Source organism: Enterobacter sp. 2VL (genome assembly GCF_005503595.1).
Classification (GTDB): Bacteria; Pseudomonadota; Gammaproteobacteria; order Enterobacterales; family Enterobacteriaceae; genus Enterobacter; species Enterobacter cancerogenus.
In genome coordinates this window covers 11137-33980 of record NZ_SCNE01000004.1, presented here as the reverse complement: position 1 = coordinate 33980, position 22844 = coordinate 11137, and the positions used below count along the sequence as shown (strand labels likewise).

The window sequence follows — 22844 nt, the reverse complement described above, 5'->3', positions numbered from 1 at the left end:
AAACTATCGCCATTAAAAAAGCCGGCAATCGCCGGCTTTTCATCACTCAATATTCGTCAGTATCGCCGGGATGGTGTCATCCTTGCGCAACGTCATAATTTCGCAGCCGTTGTCTGTTACCACAATAGTATGCTCGTACTGTGCAGACAAGCTTCTGTCTTTGGTTTTCACCGTCCAGCCGTCTTTCATGGTGCGGATGCGGTAATCGCCTGCGTTGACCATCGGCTCAATGGTGAAGGTCATGCCTTTTTGCAGTACCACGCCGCCGTCATCCGCATCGTAGTGCAGCACCTGTGGCTCTTCGTGGAAGACGCGACCAATGCCGTGACCACAGTATTCGCGAACCACGGAGAAACCTTCCGCTTCAACGAATTTCTGAATGGCCGCGCCAAGCGTGCGCAGGCGAATGCCCGGCTTGACCATCTTCAGCGCCAGGTAGAGGCTCTCTTGCGTCACTTTGCACAGACGCTCGCCAAGAATGGTTGGCTTGCCGACAATAAACATCTTCGAGGTATCGCCGTGGTATTCGTCTTTAATGACGGTCACGTCGATGTTGACGATGTCGCCATCTTTCAGCAGTTTTTCGTCATCCGGGATACCGTGGCACACCACTTCATTAATAGAGATGCAGACGGATTTCGGGAAACCGTGGTAGCCGAGGCAGGCGGAGACCGCATGCTGCTCATTCACGATGTAATCATTACAGATGCGGTCCAGTTCGCCCGTGCTCACGCCCGGTTTGACGAACGGCTCGATCATTTCAAGCACTTCCGCGGCCAGACGACCGGCGACGCGCATCTTTTCAATTTCTTCAGGGGTCTTAATAGAGATAGCCATGTAATCTGTCCATCGGTGTCGATTTTTTCGACAATACTAGTCTGAGTAGGGTCAATGGTATCAGCCCGGCGCGTCCCGTGCCAAATTGAGAATCATTAACAGCACACTCAGCCAACAACTGTTGGTTTCTGGTCGTGTTTTGTGGTATAAAGCGCGCCGGACTTCCGATCCATTTCAGATACACAGTCTGGACGGAAGCGATAATCTCACTATGTGTAACAACACACACGTATCGGCACATATTCCGGGGTGCCCTTCGGGGTCGGTAATATGGGATACGTGGAGGCATAACCCCAACTTTTACTATAGAGGTTTTAAACATGGCAACTGTTTCCATGCGCGACATGCTCAAGGCTGGTGTTCACTTTGGTCACCAGACCCGTTACTGGAACCCGAAAATGAAGCCTTTCATCTTCGGCGCACGTAACAAAGTTCACATCATCAACCTTGAGAAAACTGTACCAATGTTCAACGAAGCCCTGGCTGAGCTGAGCAAGATCTCTTCCCGTAAAGGTAAGATTCTGATGGTTGGTACTAAACGCGCTGCAAGCGAAGCTGTGAAAGAAGCTGCTAACAGCTGCGATCAGTTCTTCGTGAACCATCGCTGGTTGGGCGGCATGCTGACCAACTGGAAAACCGTTCGTCAGTCAATCAAACGCCTGAAAGATCTGGAAACTCAGTCTCAGGACGGTACTTTCGACAAGCTGACCAAGAAAGAAGCGCTGATGCGTACTCGTGAACTGGACAAGCTGGAAAACAGCCTGGGCGGTATCAAAGATATGGGCGGCCTGCCAGACGCGCTGTTCGTTATCGATGCAGACCACGAGCACATCGCAATCAAAGAAGCTAACAACCTGGGTATCCCGGTATTTGCTATCGTTGATACCAACTCCGATCCGGACGGTGTTGACTTCGTTATCCCGGGTAACGACGATGCAATCCGTGCTATCAGCCTGTACCTGGGCGCTGTAGCTGCTACCGTTCGTGAAGGCCGTTCTCAGGATCTGGCTACTCAGGCGGAAGAAAGCTTCGTAGAAGCTGAATAATAAGGTTTTACCCCTTATTAGTACCGTGTATGAATAGGGGCCAATTCTCGGCCCCTTTTTTCAATTTATACTGTTTGGCTTCTGGCCGGGCAGTTCACATCTCCCGAGGATTTAAGAATGGCTGAAATTACCGCATCCCTGGTAAAAGAGCTGCGTGAGCGTACTGGCGCAGGCATGATGGATTGCAAAAAAGCGCTGACCGAAGCGAACGGCGACATCGAGCTGGCAATCGAAAACATGCGTAAATCCGGTGCGATCAAAGCAGCTAAAAAAGCAGGCAACGTGGCTGCTGACGGCGTGATCATCACCAAAATCGACGGCACCTACGGCATCATTCTGGAAGTTAACTGCCAGACTGACTTCGTTGCTAAAGATGGCGGTTTCCAGGCATTTGCGAACAAAGTACTGGACGCAGCTATTGCAGGTAAAATCACCGACGTTGAAGTGCTGAAAGCACAGTTCGAAGAAGAGCGTGTTGCGCTGGTTGCTAAAATCGGTGAGAACATCAACATCCGTCGCGTATCTTCCCTGGAAGGCGACGTGCTGGGTTCTTACCAGCACGGTGCACGTATCGGTGTTCTGGTTGCGGCTAAAGGCGCTGACGAAGAGCTGGTTAAACAGCTGGCAATGCACATCGCTGCAAGCAAACCAGAATTCGTTAAGCCAGAAGACGTGTCTGCTGAAGTGGTAGAGAAAGAGTACCAGGTTCAGCTGGACATCGCGATGCAGTCTGGTAAGCCAAAAGAAATCGCAGAGAAAATGGTTGAAGGCCGCATGAAGAAATTCACCGGCGAAGTTTCTCTGACTGGCCAGCCTTTCGTAATGGACCCAAGCAAGTCTGTTGCTCAGCTGCTGAAAGAGCACAACGCTGACGTAACTGGATTCATCCGCTTCGAAGTGGGCGAAGGCATCGAGAAAGTTGAGACTGACTTCGCAGCAGAAGTTGCTGCAATGTCCAAGCAGTCTTAATGATTGAAAAGGAGCCGCCTGAGGGCGGCTTCTTTTTGTCACCCGTCATACAAAATCAGACAGGCTCTACTACCGCTGTGCTGGTTTGCGACATAACATGTCGCCAGAATTAACCCCCATCTTAATCGTTGACAGTCTCAGGAAAGAAACATGGCTACCAATGCAAAACCCGTGTACAAACGCATTCTGCTTAAGCTGAGTGGCGAAGCGCTGCAAGGAACGGAAGGCTTCGGTATTGACGCAAGCATCCTTGACCGCATGGCACAGGAAATCAAAGAACTTGTCGAACTGGGCATTCAGGTTGGCGTGGTCATTGGCGGTGGCAACCTTTTCCGTGGTGCTGGTCTGGCGAAAGCGGGGATGAACCGCGTTGTGGGCGACCACATGGGGATGCTGGCAACCGTCATGAATGGCCTGGCAATGCGTGATGCGCTTCATCGCGCCTATGTGAACGCTCGCCTGATGTCCGCTATTCCGCTGAATGGCGTATGCGATAACTACAGCTGGGCAGAAGCTATCAGCCTGCTGCGCAACAACCGCGTGGTGATCCTCTCCGCCGGTACGGGTAACCCGTTCTTTACCACCGATTCCGCTGCCTGCCTGCGCGGTATCGAGATCGAAGCCGATGTGGTGCTGAAAGCGACCAAAGTGGATGGCGTGTTTACCGCCGATCCGGCAAAAGATCCGTCTGCGACCATGTACGATCAGCTGTCCTACAGTGAAGTGCTGGATAAAGAGCTGAAAGTAATGGATCTTGCCGCCTTCACGCTGGCTCGTGACCACAAACTGCCGATCCGTGTCTTCAACATGAATAAGCCTGGCGCGCTCCGTCGCGTCGTCATGGGTGAAAAAGAAGGCACTTTGATCACGGAATAATTTCCGTCGGCGATAAATACAGGTAAGATTCCGCTTTATTTTGTAGTGGTATCTTACCCGGGCGCGCCTTTGGCGTTGTCATGAATTAAACGCGACTATACTTAGCACACCTGTAGCGCTGTGCTGGCGGATAGTCTGCCTGAGACAAGTTTTCAAGGATTCGTAACGTGATTAACGACATCAGAAAAGATGCTGAAGTACGCATGGACAAATGCGTAGAAGCGTTCAAAAACCAAATCAGCAAAATCCGTACTGGCCGTGCTTCTCCAAGCCTGCTGGATGGCATCATCGTAGAATATTACGGTACGCCAACCCCACTGCGTCAGCTGGCGAGCGTCACGGTAGAAGACACCCGTACGCTGAAAATCAACGTATTCGACCGTTCAATGAGCCCGGCGATCGAGAAAGCGATCATGGCCTCTGACCTGGGTCTGAACCCAAGCTCTGCGGGCGCCGACATTCGCGTTCCACTGCCAGCGCTGACCGAAGAACGTCGTAAAGACCTGATCAAAGTGGTGCGTGGCGAAGCTGAACAGGGTCGTGTTTCTGTGCGTAACGTACGCCGTGATGCGAACGACAAAGTGAAAGCACTGCTGAAAGAAAAAGAGATCAGTGAAGATGATGACCGTCGTTCTCAGGACGACGTGCAGAAAATGACTGACGCAGCGATCAAGAAAATTGATGCGGCGCTGGCAGATAAAGAAGCGGAACTGATGCAGTTCTGATTTCTGTCGTACACTGATAAAACGCCGTTCAGAGAGGCCTTGTGTCTTGCTGGCGGCGTTTTGCTTTTATCGGGTCTAACTTTTTTTCGGGCATCTCATGAAGCATTTAACACTCCTTGGCTCGACCGGCTCTATCGGTTGCAGCACTCTCGACGTCGTTCGCCATAACCCTGAACACTACACCGTGACCGCGCTCGTGGCGGGCAAGAACGTGCAGCGTATGGTCGAGCAGTGCCTGGAGTTTACGCCCCGCTTTGCGGTGATGGATGACGAGGAGAGCGCTCGCCAGGTAAAAGCCCAACTGCTGGAAAAGGGCAGCCGCACCGAGGTGCTGAGCGGACAGCAGGCGGCCTGTGATATGGCGGCGCTGGATGAGGTCGATCAGGTTATGGCGGCTATCGTCGGGGCGGCAGGGCTGTTGCCGACGCTTTCCGCGATTGATGCCGGTAAAGATGTTCTGCTGGCCAATAAAGAGTCGCTGGTCACCTGTGGACGCCTGTTCATGGAGGCGGTAAAAGCGCGTGGCGCACGCCTTTTGCCGGTCGACAGCGAGCACAACGCGATTTTTCAGAGTTTGCCGCAACCTTTTCAACAGAACCTGGGGTACGCTGACCTGGAGCAGAATGGCGTTGTGTCGATTCTGCTTACCGGGTCTGGTGGCCCGTTCCGCGAGACGCCGCTGTCTGAACTGAGCGCCATGACGCCGGATCAGGCATGCCGTCATCCGAACTGGTCGATGGGACGTAAGATCTCTGTCGACTCCGCCACCATGATGAACAAAGGTCTGGAATACATTGAAGCTCGCTGGCTGTTCAATGCGTCAGCGAAACAGATGGAAGTGCTGATCCACCCGCAGTCGGTGATTCACTCCATGGTGCGCTATCAGGATGGCAGTGTGCTGGCACAGTTGGGCGAACCGGATATGCGCACACCGATTGCACACGCCATGGCGTGGCCAGAGCGCGTCAAATCCGGGGTTAAACCGCTCGATTTTTGTAAGCTGAGCGCACTGACCTTTAGCGAGCCTGACTATGAGCGTTATCCCTGCCTCAGGCTGGCGATGACGGCCTTCGATCAAGGGCAAGCTGCGACAACGGCGCTCAATGCGGCCAATGAAATTACCGTTGATGCCTTCCTCAATCAGCAGATTCGTTTTACCGACATCGCCTCGCTTAATTTGACGGTGCTGGAGATGATGGATTTGCGCGAGCCACAAAGCGTGGAGGAGGTGCTGGCGGTCGATGCACAAGCGCGTATTATTGCGCGTAAACAGGTGACACGTCTCGCAAGCTGGTGATAAAGCAAGCGGTAGTGGCTGTGCCATTTGTTAGCGTTGGGCTTCAGTGATATAGTCAGCGCCACCTGATCGCAGGCATTTGACTTTATGTGGTCAGGTAAGCCGTGGTTTGACACGGCTTTTTTATGTACAGGCTTCAGTATTCCTGAGTACCGTTACATCCTTTTCAGGGACTAAAAACGCGTTATGTTGTCTGCGAACCAACCAATAAGCGAGAACTTGCCAGCGCATGGCTGTCGCCATGTTGCAATCATTATGGATGGCAATGGCCGCTGGGCGAAAAGACAAGGGAAGATACGAGCCTTTGGGCATAAAGCCGGGGCGAAATCTGTTCGCCGCGCCGTTTCTTTTGCCGCCAACAACGGCATTGATGCGTTAACGCTCTATGCTTTTAGCAGTGAAAACTGGAATCGACCCGCGCAGGAAGTGACTGCGTTGATGGAACTGTTCGTGTGGGCGCTCGACAGCGAAGTAAAAAGCCTGCACCGCCACAACGTCCGTCTGCGGATTATCGGTGAGACCAGTCGTTTTAACTCACGTTTGCAAGAACGGATTCGCAAAGCAGAAGCGCTGACGGAAAATAACACCGGCCTGACGCTCAACATCGCGGCGAATTACGGCGGACGCTGGGATATTATCCAGGGCGTTCGGCATTTGGCCGAACAGGTTCAGGAAGGGTTACTGAGACCGGACCAAATTGATGAAGAGGCGCTGAATAAGCAAATCTGCATGAATGAACTGGCACCTGTAGATTTAGTAATTAGGACAGGGGGAGAACATCGCATAAGTAACTTTTTGCTTTGGCAAATAGCCTACGCCGAACTTTACTTTACTGATGTTCTTTGGCCCGATTTTGATGAACAAGACTTTGAAGGTGCGCTGCATGCCTTTGCCAATCGAGAGCGTCGCTTCGGCGGCACCGAGCCTGGTGGCGACAAAGCCTGATGGGGGTAGCTTTTGCTGAAGTATCGCCTGATTTCCGCTTTTGTATTAATACCCATTGTCATTGCGGCACTGTTTTTACTGCCACCGGTGGGATTTGCTATTGTGACGCTGGTCGTGTGCATGCTGGCCGCGTGGGAATGGGGACAGCTTAGCGGCTTTACCTCGCGCACTCAGCGAGTCTGGCTGGCGGTGCTCTGTGGCTTTGTGCTGGCTCTGATGCTGTTTACGTTGCCTGAGTATCACCATGATATTCATCAGCCGCTGGTGGCCGGATCCCTGTGGATATCGCTGGCCTGGTGGGTGGCTGCGCTGTTACTGGTGCTATTCTATCCCGGTTCGGCGGCCATATGGCGTCATTCTAAAGTGCTGCGCCTGATTTTTGGTCTGCTCACCATCGTGCCTTTTTTCTGGGGTATGATTGCCCTTCGCGCCTGGCACTACGACGAAAACCACTACAGCGGCGCGTTATGGCTGCTTTATGTGATGATTCTCGTGTGGGGGGCTGACTCTGGGGCCTATATGTTTGGTAAACTGTTCGGCAAACATAAGCTGGCACCGAAAGTGTCGCCGGGCAAAACCTGGCAGGGCTTTATTGGCGGTCTGTTTACCGCAGCAATCATCTCCTGGGGCTACGGCGTCTGGGCGAATCTTGAGGTTGCGCCGTCAACGCTGCTGGTGTGCTCTATTTTTGCTGCGCTGGCCTCGGTACTGGGCGATCTCACCGAAAGTATGTTCAAGCGTGAAGCAGGGATAAAAGACAGTGGTCACCTTATTCCAGGACACGGCGGTATACTGGACCGTATTGACAGCCTGACGGCAGCTGTTCCAGTGTTTGCTTGCCTGCTTTTACTGGTATTCGGGACGATTTAACGGAAGGTTTTATGCTGAGCATTCTCTGGAATCTGGCGGCGTTCATAGTTGCACTGGGTGTACTGATTACCGTGCATGAATTTGGCCATTTCTGGGTTGCTCGTCGCTGCGGAGTGCGGGTAGAGCGATTCTCGATCGGTTTCGGTAAGTCGCTCTGGAAGCGCACCGACCGCCATGGTACCGAGTTTGTCATCGCGCTTATTCCGCTGGGCGGCTATGTCAAAATGCTCGACGAACGTGTTGAGCCTGTTGCCCCGGAACTTCGCCACAGCGCGTTCAACAACAAAACGGTTGGGCAACGTGCTGCCATCATTGCTGCCGGTCCGGTAGCTAACTTCATCTTTGCTATCTTCGCGTATTGGCTGGTGTTTATCATCGGTGTGCCTGGCGTGCGTCCGGTTGTGGGGGAAATTGCCCCTCACTCCATCGCGGCAAATGCGCAAATTACGTCGGGGATGGAACTTAAAGCCATTGATGGTATCGAAACCCCTGATTGGGATGCTGTGCGACTGCAACTGGTTTCCAAAATTGGCGATGAGCAGACAACGCTCAGCGTCTCGGATTTTGGATCTGACCAGCGGCAGAAAAAAGTGCTGGATTTACGCCACTGGAGTTTCGAGCCTGACAAAGAAGATCCGGTCGCTGCACTGGGGATTCGCCCGCGTGGCGCGCAGATCGAGCCGGTATTAGCCGAAGTACAAGCGCATTCGGCGGCAAGTAAAGCGGGTTTGCAAGCGGGTGACAGGATCGTTAAAGTCAATGGTCAGCCATTAACAGAGTGGATGACCTTTGTTACTCTGGTGCGCGATAATCCAGGTACATCGCTCGCGCTGGACGTGGAAAGGCAGGGGAGTCCGCTCTCACTGACGCTGATTCCGGATACCAAATCAGGTAGCGGAAAGGCGGAAGGGTTTGCTGGCGTCGTGCCGAAAGTGATCCCACTGCCAGACGAGTACAAGACAATACGCCAGTATGGGCCGTTTAGCGCCATCCTTGAAGCCACGGATAAAACATGGCAACTGATGAAGCTAACGGTCAACATGTTGGGGAAATTGATAACCGGTGATGTCAAACTGAACAACCTCAGTGGGCCTATTTCGATTGCTCAGGGGGCTGGAATGTCAGCGGAGTTCGGGGTGATTTACTATCTCATGTTTCTCGCGCTCATTAGCGTGAACCTCGGGATAATCAACCTGTTCCCGCTTCCCGTTTTAGACGGGGGCCATCTGCTGTTTTTAGCGATTGAAAAGCTAAAAGGCGGACCGGTATCCGAGCGAGTTCAAGACTTTAGTTACCGCATTGGCTCGATTTTGCTGGTGCTGTTAATGGGGCTTGCACTTTTCAATGATTTCTCTCGGTTGTAAGAGAGTTAGTTAGGAAGAACGCATAATAACGATGGCGATGAAAAAGTTGCTCATAGCGTCGCTGCTGTTTAGCAGCGCCACCGTATACGGTGCTGACGGGTTCGTAGTGAAAGATATTCATTTCGAAGGCCTTCAGCGTGTCGCCGTTGGTGCGGCCCTCCTCAGTATGCCTGTGCGCCCCGGCGATACGGTTAATGATGAAGACATCAGTAACACCATCCGCGCTCTGTTTGCCACTGGCAACTTTGAGGACGTCCGCGTCCTGCGCGATGGTGATACGCTGCTGGTTCAGGTAAAAGAACGTCCAACGATCGCCAGTATCACTTTCTCCGGCAACAAGTCGGTGAAAGATGACATGCTCAAGCAAAACCTTGAAGCATCCGGCGTTCGTGTGGGGGAATCTCTGGACCGCACAACCCTTTCAGACATTGAAAAAGGTCTGGAAGATTTCTATTACAGCGTCGGTAAATACAGCGCCAGCGTGAAAGCGGTTGTGACACCGCTGCCGCGTAACCGTGTTGACCTGAAGCTGGTCTTCCAGGAAGGTGTTTCTGCGAAGATCCAGCAGATCAACATCGTGGGCAACCACGCGTTCAGCACTGATGAACTGATCTCAACGTTCCAGTTGCGTGACGAAGTGCCGTGGTGGAACGTCGTTGGCGATCGTAAATACCAGAAGCAGAAGCTGGCGGGCGATCTCGAAACCCTGCGCAGCTACTACCTGGATCGCGGCTACGCGCGTTTCAACATTGATTCGACCCAGGTCAGTCTGACGCCGGACAAGAAAGGGATCTACATTACGGTTAACATCACTGAAGGCGAGCAGTACAAGCTTTCAGGTGTTGAAGTCAGTGGCAACCTGGCGGGACATTCTGCTGAAATCGAATCACTGACGAAGATTCAGCCAGGCGATCTGTACAGCGGGTCTAAAGTGACCAAAATGGAAGACAGCATTAAGAAGCTGCTCGGCCGTTATGGTTATGCTTATCCACGCGTGCAGACTCAGCCAGAAATTAACGATGCTGAGAAAACCGTTAAGCTTCACGTCAACGTTGATGCGGGCAACCGTTTCTACGTGCGTAAGATCCGCTTTGAAGGGAACGACACCTCTAAAGATTCCGTTCTGCGTCGCGAAATGCGCCAGATGGAAGGGGCTTGGCTGGGCAGCGACCTGGTCGACCAGGGTAAAGAGCGTCTGAACCGTCTGGGTTACTTCGAAACGGTTGATACCGATACGCAGCGTGTACCAGGAAGCCCGGACCAGGTGGATGTCGTTTACAAGGTTAAAGAGCGTAACACCGGTAGCTTCAACTTCGGTGTTGGCTACGGTACCGAAAGTGGCGTCAGCTTCCAGGTCGGTGTCCAGCAGGATAACTGGCTGGGTACTGGTTACTCTGTCGGCATCAACGGTACCAAAAACGACTACCAGACCTACTCTGAGTTCTCTGTTACCAACCCATACTTCACCGTTGACGGTGTGAGTCTGGGCGGTCGTATCTTCTATAACGACTTTAAAGCAGACGACGCGGATCTGTCCTCCTATACCAACAAAAGTTATGGTGTAGACGGTACGCTCGGCTTCCCGGTCAACGAATACAACACCCTGCGTGCGGGCTTAGGTTATGTGCATAACGACCTGTCCAATATGCAACCGCAGGTGGCGATGTGGCGTTATCTGGACTCCATCGGTCAGTCAGCGAGTAAGAGCAGCGATAACAACGGCTTTGCCGCCGATGACTTCACGTTCAACTATGGCTGGACGTACAACCGTCTGGACCGTGGCTTCTTCCCGACGCAGGGCTCCCGCGTTAACCTGAACGGTAAAGTGACCGTTCCGGGTTCCGATAACGAGTTCTACAAGGTGACGCTGGATACCGCATCCTACTTCCCAATTGATGACGATCACAAATGGGTGGTTCTGGGTCGTACCCGCTGGGGCTACGGTGATGGTCTGGGCGGCAAAGAACTGCCGTTCTATGAAAACTTCTACGCCGGTGGTTCAAGCACCGTTCGTGGCTTCCAGTCCAATAACATTGGTCCGAAAGCGGTTTACTACGGTGGGAACGATAAGGATAACTGCTACAAATCGTCATCTTCCGAAGTATGTAGCTCTGATGATGCAGTGGGCGGTAACGCCATGGGCGTCGCCAGCCTCGAGTTCATCACGCCGACGCCGTTCATCAGTGACAAGTATGCGAACTCTGTTCGTACCTCCATCTTCTGGGATGCCGGTACGGTGTGGGATACCAACTGGGAGAACACTGCCCAGATGCGTGCAGCAGGTGTTCCGGACTACAGCGATCCGAGCAATATTCGCATGTCTGCAGGTATCGCATTACAATGGATGTCACCGCTGGGGCCGTTGGTCTTCTCCTACGCCCAGCCGTTTAAGAAATATGATGGAGATAAAGCGGAACAGTTCCAGTTTAACATTGGTAAAACCTGGTAATAATCCGCTGCAATGGAATGCGTTGGCAGTGTAGCGCTGACAACCGGCGATCGGTAAAACGATCGCCTTGCCACGCAAAGAACGGTACCTTCGGGTGCCAATGGGATGGTAAGGAGTTAATTGTGAAAAAGTGGTTATTAGCTGCAGGTCTCGGTTTAGCGATGGCAACCTCTGCTCAGGCAGCAGACAAAATTGCAATCGTCAACATGGGTAATTTGTTCCAGCAGGTTGCACAGAAAACGGGTGTTTCTGCGACTCTGGAAAACGAATTTAAAGGCCGTGCTGGCGAACTGCAACGTATGGAAGGCGACCTCCAGACTAAAATGCAGCGTCTGCAGCGTGATGGTTCTACCATGAAAGCGAGCGACCGTAGCAAGCTGGAAAAAGACGTAATGGCACAGCGCCAGACTTTCTCCCAGAAAGCGCAGGCTTTCGAGCAGGATCGTCAGCGTCGTTCTAACGAAGAGCGCGGTAAACTGGTTACTCGTATTCAGTCTGCTGTCAAAGCAGTAGCAGCCGATCAGAGCATCGATCTGGTTGTGGATGCGAATGCCGTCGCTTTCAACAGCAGCGATGTTAAAGACATCACCGCTGATGTTCTGAAACAGGTTAAATAAGTAATGCCTTCAATTCGACTGGCTGATTTAGCTCAGCAGTTGGATGCAGAATTACACGGTGATGGCGATATCGTCATCACCGCTGTTGCGTCCATGCAATCTGCTAAAGCGGGCAACATTACCTTTATAGTAAGCCCTAAGTACCGTGAACATCTGGCCCAGTGCCAGGCGTCCGCCGTTGTGATGACGCAGGACGATCTTCCGTTTGCCACAGGCGCTGCACTGGTAGTTAAAAATCCCTACCTGACTTACGCACGCATGGCCCAAATTCTTGATACCACGCCGCAGCCGGCGCAAAACATTGCTGCCAGCGCAGCGATCGACCCGACGGCTCAGCTGGGTAACAACGTGGCAGTTGGCGCAAATGCCGTTATCGAATCTGGCGTTGTGCTGGGCGATAACGTGGCCATTGGTCCGGGCTGCTTCGTTGGAAAAAATACCAAAATTGGCGCAGGCTCCCGTCTTTGGGCCAATGTGTCCATTTATCATGACGTTGAGATGGGCGAGAATTGCCTCGTTCAATCCAGCACGGTGATTGGCTCTGACGGTTTCGGCTATGCCAACGATCGTGGCAATTGGGTTAAGATCCCGCAGCTTGGTCGCGTTATTATTGGCGATCGTGTTGAGATCGGTGCATGTACGACCATCGACCGCGGCGCGCTGGACGACACCATCATTGGCAACGGTGTTATCATTGATAACCAGTGTCAGATTGCACATAACGTTGTGATTGGCGACAATACTGCCGTTGCGGGCGGCGTGATCATGGCTGGCAGCCTGAAAATTGGTCGCTACTGCATGATTGGCGGTGCCAGCGTGATCAATGGCCATATGGAAATATGCGACAAGGTAACGGTAACGGGAATGGGCATGGTGATGCGTCCTATTACTGAACCCGGCGTCTATTCCTCTGGCATTCCGCTGCAACCGAACAAGGTATGGCGTAAAACAGCAGCACTGGTGATGAATATTGATGATATGAGCAAGCGACTCAAGGCTATTGAGCGCAAGATCGATCAACAAGACTAAGCGTTCACCCGTTTAACGCTCATTTTCTCGGCCTGTCGGCTTTTTTATAAACCGGCAGGCCGTGTTATTATTGCTACTTAGTACATTTGACAGGAAGAGTATTTTGACTACTGACACTCATACTCTGCATATTGAAGAGATTTTAGAACTTCTGCCGCACCGCTACCCGTTTTTGCTGGTAGACCGTGTGCTGGATTTTGAAGAAGGTCGTTTTCTGCGCGCAGTGAAAAATGTCTCCGTTAACGAGCCGTTCTTCCAGGGGCACTTCCCTGGTAAGCCTATCTTCCCGGGTGTGTTGATCCTGGAAGCCATGGCGCAGGCTACCGGTATCCTTGCGTTTAAAAGCGTAGGTAAACTGGAGCCGGGTGAACTCTATTACTTCGCCGGCATCGACGAAGCGCGATTCAAGCGTCCGGTTGTGCCTGGCGATCAGATGATCATGGAAGTCACTTTTGAAAAAACGCGTCGTGGCCTGACTCGCTTTAAAGGCGTTGCAACGGTTGACGGCAAAGTTGTTTGTGAAGCGACTATGATGTGCGCGCGTAGCCGGGAGGCCTGATACGTGATTGATAAATCCGCCTTTATTCATCCTACCGCGATTGTGGAAACCGGCGCCATTATTGGTGCTAACGTTCACATTGGCCCGTTTTGTGTTGTTGGACCCCATGTCGAAATTGGTGAGGGTACAGTACTGAAATCTCATGTCGTGGTGAATGGTCATACGACTATTGGCTGCAAAAACGAGATCTATCAGTTCGCCTCCATCGGCGAAGTAAACCAGGATCTTAAATATGCTGGTGAGCCGACCCGTGTGGAAATCGGCGATCGTAACCGCATTCGCGAAAGCGTCACCATTCATCGTGGAACAACTCAGGGCGGTGGATTGACGAAGGTGGGCAGCGACAACCTCTTTATGGTGAATGCACATATTGCGCATGACTGTACCGTGGGTAATCGCTGTATTCTCGCCAACAACGCAACGCTGGCGGGACACGTATCGGTTGATGATTTCGCAATCATTGGCGGCATGACGGCTGTCCATCAGTTCTGCATCATTGGTGCACACGTGATGGTCGGCGGATGCTCCGGTGTGGCGCAGGACGTCCCACCTTACGTGATTGCGCAGGGCAACCATGCTACGCCGTTTGGCGTGAACATCGAAGGCCTCAAGCGTCGTGGCTTTAGCCGCGAAGCGATTACAGCGATCCGCAACGCGTACAAACAGTTGTACCGTAACGGTAAAACGCTGGAAGAGGCGAAGCCGGAAATTGCCGAGCTGGCGAATAAGCACCCGGAAGTGAACGCGTTCATGGAATTCTTTGACCGTTCAACAAGGGGTCTGATTCGTTAATGGTCGACAGTCGTCCGCTTACGATAGCCCTGGTCGCCGGAGAAACCTCCGGCGATATTCTTGGTGCAGGTCTCATCCGTGCCCTCAAGGCTCGTGTACCCAATGCGCGCTTTGTGGGTGTGGCAGGCCCGCTGATGCAGGCCGAAGGCTGCGAAGCCTGGTATGAGATGGAAGAGCTGGCCGTGATGGGCATCGTTGAGGTGCTGGGCCGCCTGCGTCGCCTGTTACATATTCGTGCCGATCTCACTCGCCGTTTTACCGATCTCAAACCCGATGTGTTTGTCGGTATCGATGCGCCCGATTTCAATATTACCCTCGAAGGGAACCTGAAAAAACAGGGCATCAAAACCATTCACTACGTCAGTCCGTCCGTTTGGGCGTGGCGACAGAAACGCGTTTTCAAAATCGGACGGTCTACCAACCTGGTACTGGCTTTCCTGCCTTTCGAAAAGGCGTTTTACGACAGATTCAACGTGCCATGCCGTTTTATAGGTCACACAATGGCAGATGCCATGCCGCTGGACCCGGATAAAAACGCGGCGCGTGACGTGCTGGGCATCCCCCATGATGCCCACTGTCTGGCTCTGCTGCCGGGCAGCCGTGGCGCAGAAGTTGAGATGCTGAGCGCCGATTTCCTGAAAACGGCGCAGATCCTACGCCAGACCTATCCCGATCTTGAAGTGGTGGTGCCGCTGGTTAATGCGAAACGCCGCGAGCAGTTTGAACGCATCAAAGCGGAGGTTGCGCCGGATCTGCACATTCATCTTCTGGATGGAAAGGGCCGTGAGGCGATGGTCGCGAGCGATGCCGCTCTGCTGGCCTCCGGTACGGCCGCGCTGGAGTGTATGCTGGCGAAATGCCCGATGGTAGTGGGTTACCGCATGAAGCCCTTCACCTTCTGGCTGGCGAAACGTCTGGTGAAAACCGACTATGTCTCCTTGCCTAATTTACTCGCCGGGCGCGAGCTGGTAAAAGAGCTGCTGCAAGATGAGTGTCAGCCGCAGGCATTAGCCGATGCGCTACTTCCGCTGCTGGCGAATGGCAAGACCAGCCATCTTATGCACGAGATGTTCCGTGAACTGCATCAGCAGATCCGCTGTAATGCCGATGAGCAAGCGGCTGAAGCGGTGCTGGAGTTAGCAAAATGATGGAATTTGTTTATCCACACACGCACCTCGTGGCGGGCGTGGATGAAGTGGGGCGGGGCCCGCTCGTCGGTGCTGTGGTTACTGCAGCGGTAATACTCGACCCTGCTCGCCCGATTGTTGGGCTGAATGATTCAAAAAAATTATCTGAAAAGCGCCGACTGGCGCTCTTTGATGAGATTCAGGAAAAGGCGCTGGCCTGGAGTCTGGGGCGTGCTGAACCGCATGAAATTGACGAGCTGAACATTCTTCATGCCACCATGCTGGCGATGCAGCGGGCGGTGGCGGGGCTGAAAATAACCCCTGAATACGTCCTGATTGACGGCAACCGTTGTCCGGCACTGCCTGTGCCTTCAATGGCGGTAGTGAAAGGGGATAGCCGGGTCCCGGAAATTAGCGCGGCGTCAATCATTGCTAAAGTGACGCGCGATGCCGAAATGGCTGCGCTGGATCTCACTTATCCCCTGTATGGTTTCGCTCAGCACAAGGGATATCCTACGCCTTTCCATCTGGAAAAGCTGGCTGAACATGGCGCCACCGAACACCACCGTCGTAGTTTTGGTCCGGTAAAACGTGCGCTGGCACGGGTGTCCTGAATCAAGACGCAAGCAATTAAGTAACGCGGAATCTGAAGATGGCTGAACCACGTTTCGTACACCTGCGGGTGCATAGCGACTACTCCATGATCGATGGGCTGGCAAAGACCGGGCCGCTGGTAAAAAAGGCGGCCGCGCTTGGCATGCCTGCGCTGGCGATCACCGATTTTACCAACCTGTGTGGCCTGGTGAAGTTCTACGGAACGGCGCATGGCGTGGGAATGAAACCTATTGTCGGCGCGGATTTTCATGTGCAAAGCGAACTGCTTGGCGATGAGATGACGCAAATCTCCGTGCTGGCGATGAACAACACGGGTTATCAGAACCTTACCCTGCTTATCTCAAAAGCCTATCAGCGCGGCTATGGCGCGCAGGGGCCGTGGATCGACAGAGACTGGCTGGCCGAGCTGAATGAAGGCCTGCTGCTGATCTCCGGCGGCCGCGTGGGTGACGTCGGCAAATGCCTGCTGCGCGGCAACAGCGCACTGGTGGACCAGTGCGTGTCGTTCTACGAAGAACATTTCCCGGATCGCTATTACCTTGAGCTGATCCGCACCGGTCGCGCGGACGAAGAGAGCTATCTGCATGCCGCCGTGGCCCTGGCGGAACAGCGCGGGCTGCCCGTTGTGGCAACCAACGATGTGCGTTTCCTGGAATCAGGCGATTTTGACGCGCACGAGATCCGCGTCGCTATTCATGACGGCTTCACGCTCGACGATCCGAAACGTCCGCGTAATTATTCCCCGCAGCAGTACATGCGCACGGAAGAGGAGATGTGTGAACTCTTCTCTGATATCCCGGAAGCGCTGGAAAACAGCGTAGAGATTGCCAAACGCTGTAACGTGACCGTGCGTCTCGGCGAGTACTTCCTGCCGCAGTTCCCGACGGGCGACATGACCACGGAAGATTTCCTGGTTGTGAAATCGAAAGAAGGGCTGGAAGAACGCCTGGAATTTCTCTTCCCGGATGAAGCGGAACGTAAAGAGAAGCGCCCACCCTACGACGAACGTCTGGATATTGAGCTGCAGGTTATCAACCAGATGGGGTTCCCCGGCTACTTCCTGATCGTGATGGAGTTTATCCAGTGGTCGAAGGATAACGGCGTGCCGGTAGGCCCGGGCCGTGGTTCCGGTGCTGGTTCGCTGGTGGCGTACGCGCTCAAAATCACTGACCTCGATCCGCTGGAGTTTGACCTGCTGTTCGAACGTTTCCTTAACCCTGAACGTGTCTCCATGCCCGACTTCGACGTCGACTTCTGCATGGAGAAACGTGACCAGGTGATTGAGCACGTTGCAGACATGTATGGCCGCGATGCGGTATCGCAGATTATTACCTTCGGTACGATGGCGGCGAAAGCGGTTATCCGCGACGTTGGCCGCGTGCTGGGGCATCCGTACGGCTTCGTCGATCGCATCTCCAAGCTGGTGCCGCCCGATCCCGGTATGACGCTGGCAAAAGCCTTTGAAGCCGAGCCGCAGCTGCCGGAAATCTACGAAGCAGATGAAGAAGTTAAAGCGCTGATCGACATGGCGCGTAAGCTCGAAGGCGTCACGCGTAACGCCGGTAAACATGCGGGCGGGGTGGTGATTGCCCCGACGAAAATTACCGATTTTGCGCCGCTCTATTGCGATGAGGCGGGCCATCACCCGGTCACACAGTTCGATAAAAACGACGTGGAATACGCCGGGCTGGTGAAGTTCGACTTCCTTGGCCTGCGCACCCTGACGATCATCGACTGGGCGCTGAAGATGATTAACCCGCGCCGCGAGAAGCAGGGGCTGGAGCCGATAGACATCGCCGCCATCCCGCTGGATGATAAAAAAAGTTTCGACATGCTGCAGCGCTCGGAGACCACCGCCGTCTTCCAGCTTGAATCCCGCGGCATGAAAGACCTGATTAAGCGCCTGCAGCCCGACTGCTTCGAAGATATGATCGCGCTGGTGGCGTTGTTCCGTCCGGGGCCGCTGCAGTCAGGGATGGTGGATAACTTTATCGACCGTAAGCACGGGCGCGAAGAGATTTCCTACCCTGACGTGCAGTGGCAGCATGAAAGCCTGAAACCGGTACTGGAGCCTACCTACGGCATCATCCTGTACCAGGAACAGGTCATGCAGATTGCCCAGGTCCTGTCGGGTTACACCCTTGGCGGCGCGGACATGCTGCGTCGTGCAATGGGTAAGAAAAAGCCTGAAGAGATGGCCAAGCAGCGTTCTATCTTTGAGGACGGGGCGAAAAAGAACGGCGTTGACGGCGAACTGGCGATGAAAATCTTCGACCTGGTGGAGAAATTCGCCGGGTACGGGTTCAACAAATCCCACTCCGCTGCCTATGCACTGGTCTCCTATCAGACGCTGTGGCTGAAGGCCCACTATCCGGCTGAGTTTATGGCGGCGGTGATGACGGCCGATATGGACAACACCGAGAAGGTGGTTGGCCTGGTCGACGAGTGCTGGCGCATGGGGCTTAAGATCCTGCCGCCGGATATCAACTCCGGGCTTTACCATTTCCACGTGAACGAGCACGGGGAGATTGTCTACGGGATCGGCGCGATCAAAGGTGTCGGTGAAGGTCCAATCGAGGCGATCATCGAGGCGCGTAACAATGGCGGCTATTTCCGCGAGCTGTTCGACCTCTGCGCCCGGACTGACACTAAAAAGCTTAACCGCCGCGTGCTCGAAAAACTGATAATGTCCGGGGCGTTCGACAGGCTGGGGCCGCACCGCGCCGCGCTGATGAACTCGCTGGGCGATGCGTTGAAAGCGGCCGATCAGCACGCGAAAGCAGAAGCGATAGGCCAGGCCGATATGTTTGGCGTCCTGGCGGAAGAGCCAGAGCAGATTGAGCAGTCGTATTCCAACTGCCAGCCCTGGCCAGAACAGGTGGTGCTGGATGGCGAGCGTGAAACGTTAGGCTTGTACCTGACGGGGCACCCGATCAACCAGTACATTAAAGAAATTGAGCGCTATGTCGGAGGCAACAGGCTAAAAGACATGCATCCGACAGATCGTGGTAAAATCACCACGGCTGCGGGGCTCGTGATTGCTGCAAGGGTAATGGTCACCAAGCGCGGCAATCGTATTGGCATCTGTACATTGGATGACCGTTCCGGGCGTCTGGAGGTGATGTTGTTCACCGACGCGCTGGATAAATACCAGCAATTGCTGGAAAAAGACCGCATACTTATCGTCAGCGGACAGGTCAGCTTTGATGACTTCAGTGGGGGGCTTAAAATGACCGCCCGCGAAGTGATGGATATTGACGAAGCCCGTGAAAAATATGCTCGCGGGCTTGCTATCTCGCTGACGGACAGGCAAATTGATGACCAGCTTTTAAACCGACTCCGTCAGTCTCTGGAACCCCACCGCTCGGGGACAATTCCAGTACATCTCTACTATCAGAGGGCGGATGCACGCGCGCGGTTGCGCTTTGGTGCAGCGTGGCGTGTCTCTCCGAGCGATCGTTTACTGAACGATCTCCGTGGCCTCATTGGTTCGGAGCAGGTGGAACTGGAGTTTGACTAATACAGGAATACTATGAGTCTGAATTTCCTTGATTTCGAACAGCCGATTGCAGAGCTGGAAGCGAAAATCGATTCTCTGACAGCCGTAAGCCGTCAGGATGAAAAACTGGATATAAACATCGACGAGGAAGTGCATCGTCTGCGCGAAAAAAGCGTAGAGCTGACGCGCAAAATCTTCGCCGATCTTGGCGCATGGCAGATTGCCCAGCTGGCGCGTCATCCTCAGCGCCCGTACACCCTGGATTATGTCCGCCTGGCGTTTGATGAATTTGACGAACTGGCAGGCGATCGCGCTTACGCAGACGATAAAGCTATCGTCGGCGGGATTGCGCGTCTCGACGGGCGTCCGGTGATGATCATTGGTCATCAAAAAGGTCGCGAAACCAAAGAGAAAATCCGTCGTAACTTTGGTATGCCTGCTCCAGAAGGCTACCGTAAGGCCCTGCGTCTGATGGAGATGGCTGAGCGTTTTAATATGCCTATCATCACCTTCATCGACACTCCGGGGGCATACCCGGGTGTTGGCGCGGAAGAGCGCGGTCAGTCTGAAGCCATCGCACGCAACCTGCGTGAGATGTCTCGCCTGCGCGTACCGGTCATCTGCACCGTTATCGGTGAAGGGGGTTCTGGTGGTGCGCTGGCGATTGGCGTGGGCGATAAAGTGAATATGCTGCAGTACAGCACCTATTCCGTTATCTCCCCGGAAGGCTGTGCGTCCATTCTGTGGAAAAGCGCCGATAAAGCGCCGCTGGCAGCAGAAGCGATGGGCATCATTGCCCCGCGTCTGAAAGAGCTGAAGCTTATCGACTCCGTGATCCCAGAGCCGTTGGGCGGTGCGCACCGTAAGCCTGAAGCGATGGCCGCGTCCCTGAAAGCACAGCTGCTGGCCGATCTGGCCGATCTGGACGTGTTGAGCAAAGAAGAATTGCTCGACCGTCGTTACCAGCGTCTGATGACCTACGGTTACGCGTAAGCGCGACATTTATCTGAAAAGCCGCACAGTGTTGCGGCTTTTTTTATACCTGCGGTTTAGCCGGGCTATGCTTACCTAATGTTTTTCAAGGAGGTAGCCCGTGAATATCATTGCCATTATGGGGCCGCACGGCGTCTTTTATAAAGACGAGCCCATCAAGGAGCTGGAGCAAGCCCTGCAGTCCCGCGGATACCAGCTTATCTGGCCGCATAACAGTGCGGATTTGCTGAAGTTCATTGAACATAACCCGCGCATCTGCGGCGTCATTTTTGACTGGGACGAATACGACCTGGAGCTGTGCAGCGACATCAACAGGTTGAACGAGTATCTTCCGCTGTACGCTTTTATCAATACGCATTCGACAATGGACGTCAGCGCCCACGATATGCGCATGGCGCTGTGGTTCTTTGAATACTCGCTTGGCGTGGCGGAAGACATTGCCACCCGCATTCAGCAGTACGCGGGAGAGTATCTCGATAACATCACCCCGCCGTTTACCTGCGCGCTTTTTACCTACGTGAAAGAAGGCAAATATACCTTCTGTACGCCGGGGCATATGGCGGGCACGGCGTATCAGAAAAGCCCGGTCGGCTGCCTGTTCTATGATTTCTTCGGCGGCAACACGCTTAAAGCGGATGTATCGATTTCGGTCACCGAGCTGGGCTCTTTGCTCGACCACACCGGCCCGCATCTGGAAGCCGAAGAGTATATCGCCCGCACGTTTGGTGCCGAGCAGAGCTACATGGTGACCAACGGTACCTCGACATCAAATAAAATCGTCGGGATGTACGCGGCCCCAGCCGGAAGCACGCTGCTCATCGACCGTAACTGCCATAAATCTCTGGCGCATTTGCTGATGATGAGCGATGTGGTGCCGATCTGGCTGTCGCCGACGCGCAACGCGCTCGGCATTCTGGGCGGTATTCCGCGCCGTGAGTTTACGCATGCGGCGATTGAAACCAAAGTGGCGTCCGTCCCGCAGGCAAGCTGGCCGATCCACGCGGTGATCACTAACTCCACCTATGACGGTCTGCTCTACAACACCAACTGGATCAAGCAGACCCTGGACGTGCCGTCGATCCACTTTGACTCCGCGTGGGTGCCGTACACCAATTTCCACCCGATTTACGAAGGGAAAAGCGGGATGAGCGGCGAGCGGGTGCCGGGCAAAGTGTTTTTCGAAACGCAGTCGACGCACAAGATGCTGGCGGCGTTTTCTCAGGCCTCGCTGATCCACATTAAAGGCGAATACGACGAGGACACCTTCAACGAAGCCTTTATGATGCACACCACCACCTCGCCAAGTTATCCGCTGGTGGCCTCGATTGAAACGGCGGCGGCGATGCTGCGGGGTAATCCCGGCAAGCGTCTCATCAATCGTTCAGTGGAACGGGCGCTGCATTTCCGCAAAGAAGTTCAGCGGCTAAAAGATGAAGCGGACGGCTGGTTCTTCGACATCTGGCAGCCTGAACAGATTGATGAGGCCGAGTGCTGGCAGGTCGCGCCCGGCGAAAGCTGGCACGGCTTTCGGGATGCCGACCCGGAGCATATGTTCCTCGATCCGGTGAAAGTGACGATCCTGACGCCGGGCATGGACGAGAAGGGGGTGATGAGCGATGAAGGGATCCCCGCCGCGCTGGTGGCGAAGTTCCTCGATGAGCGTGGCGTCGTGGTGGAGAAAACCGGGCCGTACAACCTGCTGTTCCTGTTCAGCATCGGGATCGATAAAACCCGCGCAATGGGGCTGCTGCGTGGTCTGATGGAGTTTAAACGCGCCTACGATCTGAACCTGCGGGTGAAGAACATGCTGCCGGATCTCTACGCGGAAGATCCTGATTTCTATCGCAACATGCGCATTCAGGATTTGGCGCAGGGGATCCACAAATTGATCCGCCAGCACGATCTGCCGCGTCTGATGCTGCAGGCGTTCGACGTTCTGCCTGAAATGAAGCTGACGCCGCACAAGGCCTGGCAGCATCAGGTGAAAGGCGAGGTAGAGACCGTCGAGCTGGAAAACCTGGTCGGGCGCGTGTCGGCCAATATGATCCTGCCGTATCCGCCGGGCGTGCCGCTGCTGATGCCGGGTGAGATGATTGTCGAAGAGAGCCGGGCGGTTCTCGATTTCCTGCTGATGCTGTGTTCGGTTGGGCGACACTACCCTGGTTTTGAGACCGACATTCACGGTGCCAAACGGGATGAAAACGGCGTGTACTGGGTACGGGTCCTAAAATGAAG

19 protein-coding genes are annotated in these 22844 nt (G+C 54.0%); 18 read left to right on the top strand and 1 reads right to left on the bottom strand.

Going from position 1 to position 22844, the window contains the following annotated elements; translation table 11 throughout:
• Positions 1-42 precede the first annotated feature (42 nt).
• Positions 43-837 (bottom strand): type I methionyl aminopeptidase, encoded by a 795-nt coding sequence (gene map, locus FFS28_RS10990; RefSeq protein ID WP_028015578.1) that lies wholly within the window; start codon positions 835-837, stop codon positions 43-45.
• Positions 838-1157: 320 nt separating this feature from the next.
• Between map and rpsB the strand changes: the two genes are divergently transcribed.
• From rpsB to FFS28_RS10900, 18 genes are all read left to right on the top strand, one after another.
• Positions 1158-1883, top strand: a complete 726-nt coding sequence (gene rpsB, locus FFS28_RS10985; RefSeq protein ID WP_006173614.1) for a 30S ribosomal protein S2 — start codon at positions 1158-1160, stop codon at positions 1881-1883.
• Positions 1884-2000: 117 nt separating this feature from the next.
• Complete coding sequence (tsf, locus tag FFS28_RS10980; RefSeq protein ID WP_032616612.1) at positions 2001-2852, top strand: translation elongation factor Ts; 852 nt, start codon at positions 2001-2003, stop codon at positions 2850-2852.
• A gap of 150 nt (positions 2853-3002) precedes the next feature.
• On the top strand, positions 3003-3728 hold the full coding sequence (gene pyrH / locus FFS28_RS10975) for a UMP kinase (RefSeq protein WP_006173609.1): 726 nt from the start codon (positions 3003-3005) through the stop codon (positions 3726-3728).
• Between the two features lie 167 nt (positions 3729-3895).
• Positions 3896-4453, top strand: coding sequence for a ribosome recycling factor (gene frr, locus FFS28_RS10970; protein ID WP_006173607.1), 558 nt, complete (start codon positions 3896-3898; stop codon positions 4451-4453).
• A gap of 97 nt (positions 4454-4550) precedes the next feature.
• Positions 4551-5750 carry a 1-deoxy-D-xylulose-5-phosphate reductoisomerase gene (gene ispC, locus FFS28_RS10965; RefSeq protein WP_006173606.1) on the top strand — a complete coding sequence of 400 codons (1200 nt, stop codon included), beginning with the start codon at positions 4551-4553 and terminating at the stop codon, positions 5748-5750.
• Positions 5751-5936: 186 nt separating this feature from the next.
• Entirely contained in the window at positions 5937-6695 is a 759-nt protein-coding gene (gene ispU, locus FFS28_RS10960; protein WP_006173604.1) for a (2E,6E)-farnesyl-diphosphate-specific ditrans,polycis-undecaprenyl-diphosphate synthase, read from the top strand.
• 12 nt (positions 6696-6707) lie between these two features.
• Positions 6708-7565, top strand: a complete 858-nt coding sequence (gene cdsA / locus FFS28_RS10955; protein WP_006173603.1) for a phosphatidate cytidylyltransferase — start codon at positions 6708-6710, stop codon at positions 7563-7565.
• A gap of 11 nt (positions 7566-7576) precedes the next feature.
• Positions 7577-8929, top strand: coding sequence for a sigma E protease regulator RseP (rseP, locus tag FFS28_RS10950; protein ID WP_137849547.1), 1353 nt, complete (start codon positions 7577-7579; stop codon positions 8927-8929).
• 31 nt (positions 8930-8960) lie between these two features.
• Complete coding sequence (gene bamA, locus FFS28_RS10945; RefSeq protein ID WP_137849546.1) at positions 8961-11378, top strand: outer membrane protein assembly factor BamA; 2418 nt, start codon at positions 8961-8963, stop codon at positions 11376-11378.
• A 122-nt stretch (positions 11379-11500) separates the two neighbouring features.
• Positions 11501-11995 (top strand): molecular chaperone Skp, encoded by a 495-nt coding sequence (skp, locus tag FFS28_RS10940; protein ID WP_119938444.1) that lies wholly within the window; start codon positions 11501-11503, stop codon positions 11993-11995.
• Positions 11996-11998: 3 nt separating this feature from the next.
• Entirely contained in the window at positions 11999-13024 is a 1026-nt protein-coding gene (lpxD, locus tag FFS28_RS10935; protein ID WP_137849545.1) for a UDP-3-O-(3-hydroxymyristoyl)glucosamine N-acyltransferase, read from the top strand.
• 103 nt (positions 13025-13127) lie between these two features.
• Positions 13128-13583, top strand: coding sequence for a 3-hydroxyacyl-ACP dehydratase FabZ (gene fabZ / locus FFS28_RS10930; RefSeq protein ID WP_006173598.1), 456 nt, complete (start codon positions 13128-13130; stop codon positions 13581-13583).
• A 3-nt stretch (positions 13584-13586) separates the two neighbouring features.
• Positions 13587-14375, top strand: coding sequence for an acyl-ACP--UDP-N-acetylglucosamine O-acyltransferase (gene lpxA, locus FFS28_RS10925; protein WP_137849544.1), 789 nt, complete (start codon positions 13587-13589; stop codon positions 14373-14375).
• Entirely contained in the window at positions 14375-15523 is a 1149-nt protein-coding gene (lpxB, locus tag FFS28_RS10920) for a lipid-A-disaccharide synthase (RefSeq protein ID WP_137849543.1), read from the top strand. Before lpxA ends, lpxB begins: the two co-directional genes overlap by 1 nt.
• Complete coding sequence (gene rnhB, locus FFS28_RS10915) at positions 15520-16116, top strand: ribonuclease HII (protein ID WP_137849542.1); 597 nt, start codon at positions 15520-15522, stop codon at positions 16114-16116. Before lpxB ends, rnhB begins: the two co-directional genes overlap by 4 nt.
• 38 nt (positions 16117-16154) lie before the next feature.
• On the top strand, positions 16155-19637 hold the full coding sequence (gene dnaE, locus FFS28_RS10910; RefSeq protein WP_137849541.1) for a DNA polymerase III subunit alpha: 3483 nt from the start codon (positions 16155-16157) through the stop codon (positions 19635-19637).
• Positions 19638-19649: 12 nt separating this feature from the next.
• Positions 19650-20609, top strand: a complete 960-nt coding sequence (gene accA, locus FFS28_RS10905; protein ID WP_006173590.1) for an acetyl-CoA carboxylase carboxyl transferase subunit alpha — start codon at positions 19650-19652, stop codon at positions 20607-20609.
• A 100-nt stretch (positions 20610-20709) separates the two neighbouring features.
• A complete protein-coding gene (locus FFS28_RS10900; RefSeq protein WP_137849540.1) occupies positions 20710-22842 on the top strand; it encodes a lysine decarboxylase LdcC in 2133 nt (710 codons plus the stop codon).
• Positions 22843-22844 lie beyond the last annotated feature (2 nt).

Bases quoted from the DNA above. Each gene is read 5' to 3' on its own strand.
- map (WP_028015578.1), bottom strand. From the start codon at position 837: ATGGCTATCTCTATTAAGACCCCTGAAGAAATTGAAAAGATGCGCGTC.
- rpsB (WP_006173614.1), top strand. From the start codon at position 1,158: ATGGCAACTGTTTCCATGCGCGACATGCTCAAGGCTGGTGTTCACTTT.
- tsf (WP_032616612.1), top strand. From the start codon at position 2,001: ATGGCTGAAATTACCGCATCCCTGGTAAAAGAGCTGCGTGAGCGTACT.
- pyrH (WP_006173609.1), top strand. From the start codon at position 3,003: ATGGCTACCAATGCAAAACCCGTGTACAAACGCATTCTGCTTAAGCTG.
- ispC (WP_006173606.1), top strand. From the start codon at position 4,551: ATGAAGCATTTAACACTCCTTGGCTCGACCGGCTCTATCGGTTGCAGC.
- ispU (WP_006173604.1), top strand. From the start codon at position 5,937: ATGTTGTCTGCGAACCAACCAATAAGCGAGAACTTGCCAGCGCATGGC.
- rseP (WP_137849547.1), top strand. From the start codon at position 7,577: ATGCTGAGCATTCTCTGGAATCTGGCGGCGTTCATAGTTGCACTGGGT.
- bamA (WP_137849546.1), top strand. From the start codon at position 8,961: ATGGCGATGAAAAAGTTGCTCATAGCGTCGCTGCTGTTTAGCAGCGCC.
- lpxD (WP_137849545.1), top strand. From the start codon at position 11,999: ATGCCTTCAATTCGACTGGCTGATTTAGCTCAGCAGTTGGATGCAGAA.
- lpxB (WP_137849543.1), top strand. From the start codon at position 14,375: ATGGTCGACAGTCGTCCGCTTACGATAGCCCTGGTCGCCGGAGAAACC.
- rnhB (WP_137849542.1), top strand. From the start codon at position 15,520: ATGATGGAATTTGTTTATCCACACACGCACCTCGTGGCGGGCGTGGAT.
- dnaE (WP_137849541.1), top strand. From the start codon at position 16,155: ATGGCTGAACCACGTTTCGTACACCTGCGGGTGCATAGCGACTACTCC.
- accA (WP_006173590.1), top strand. From the start codon at position 19,650: ATGAGTCTGAATTTCCTTGATTTCGAACAGCCGATTGCAGAGCTGGAA.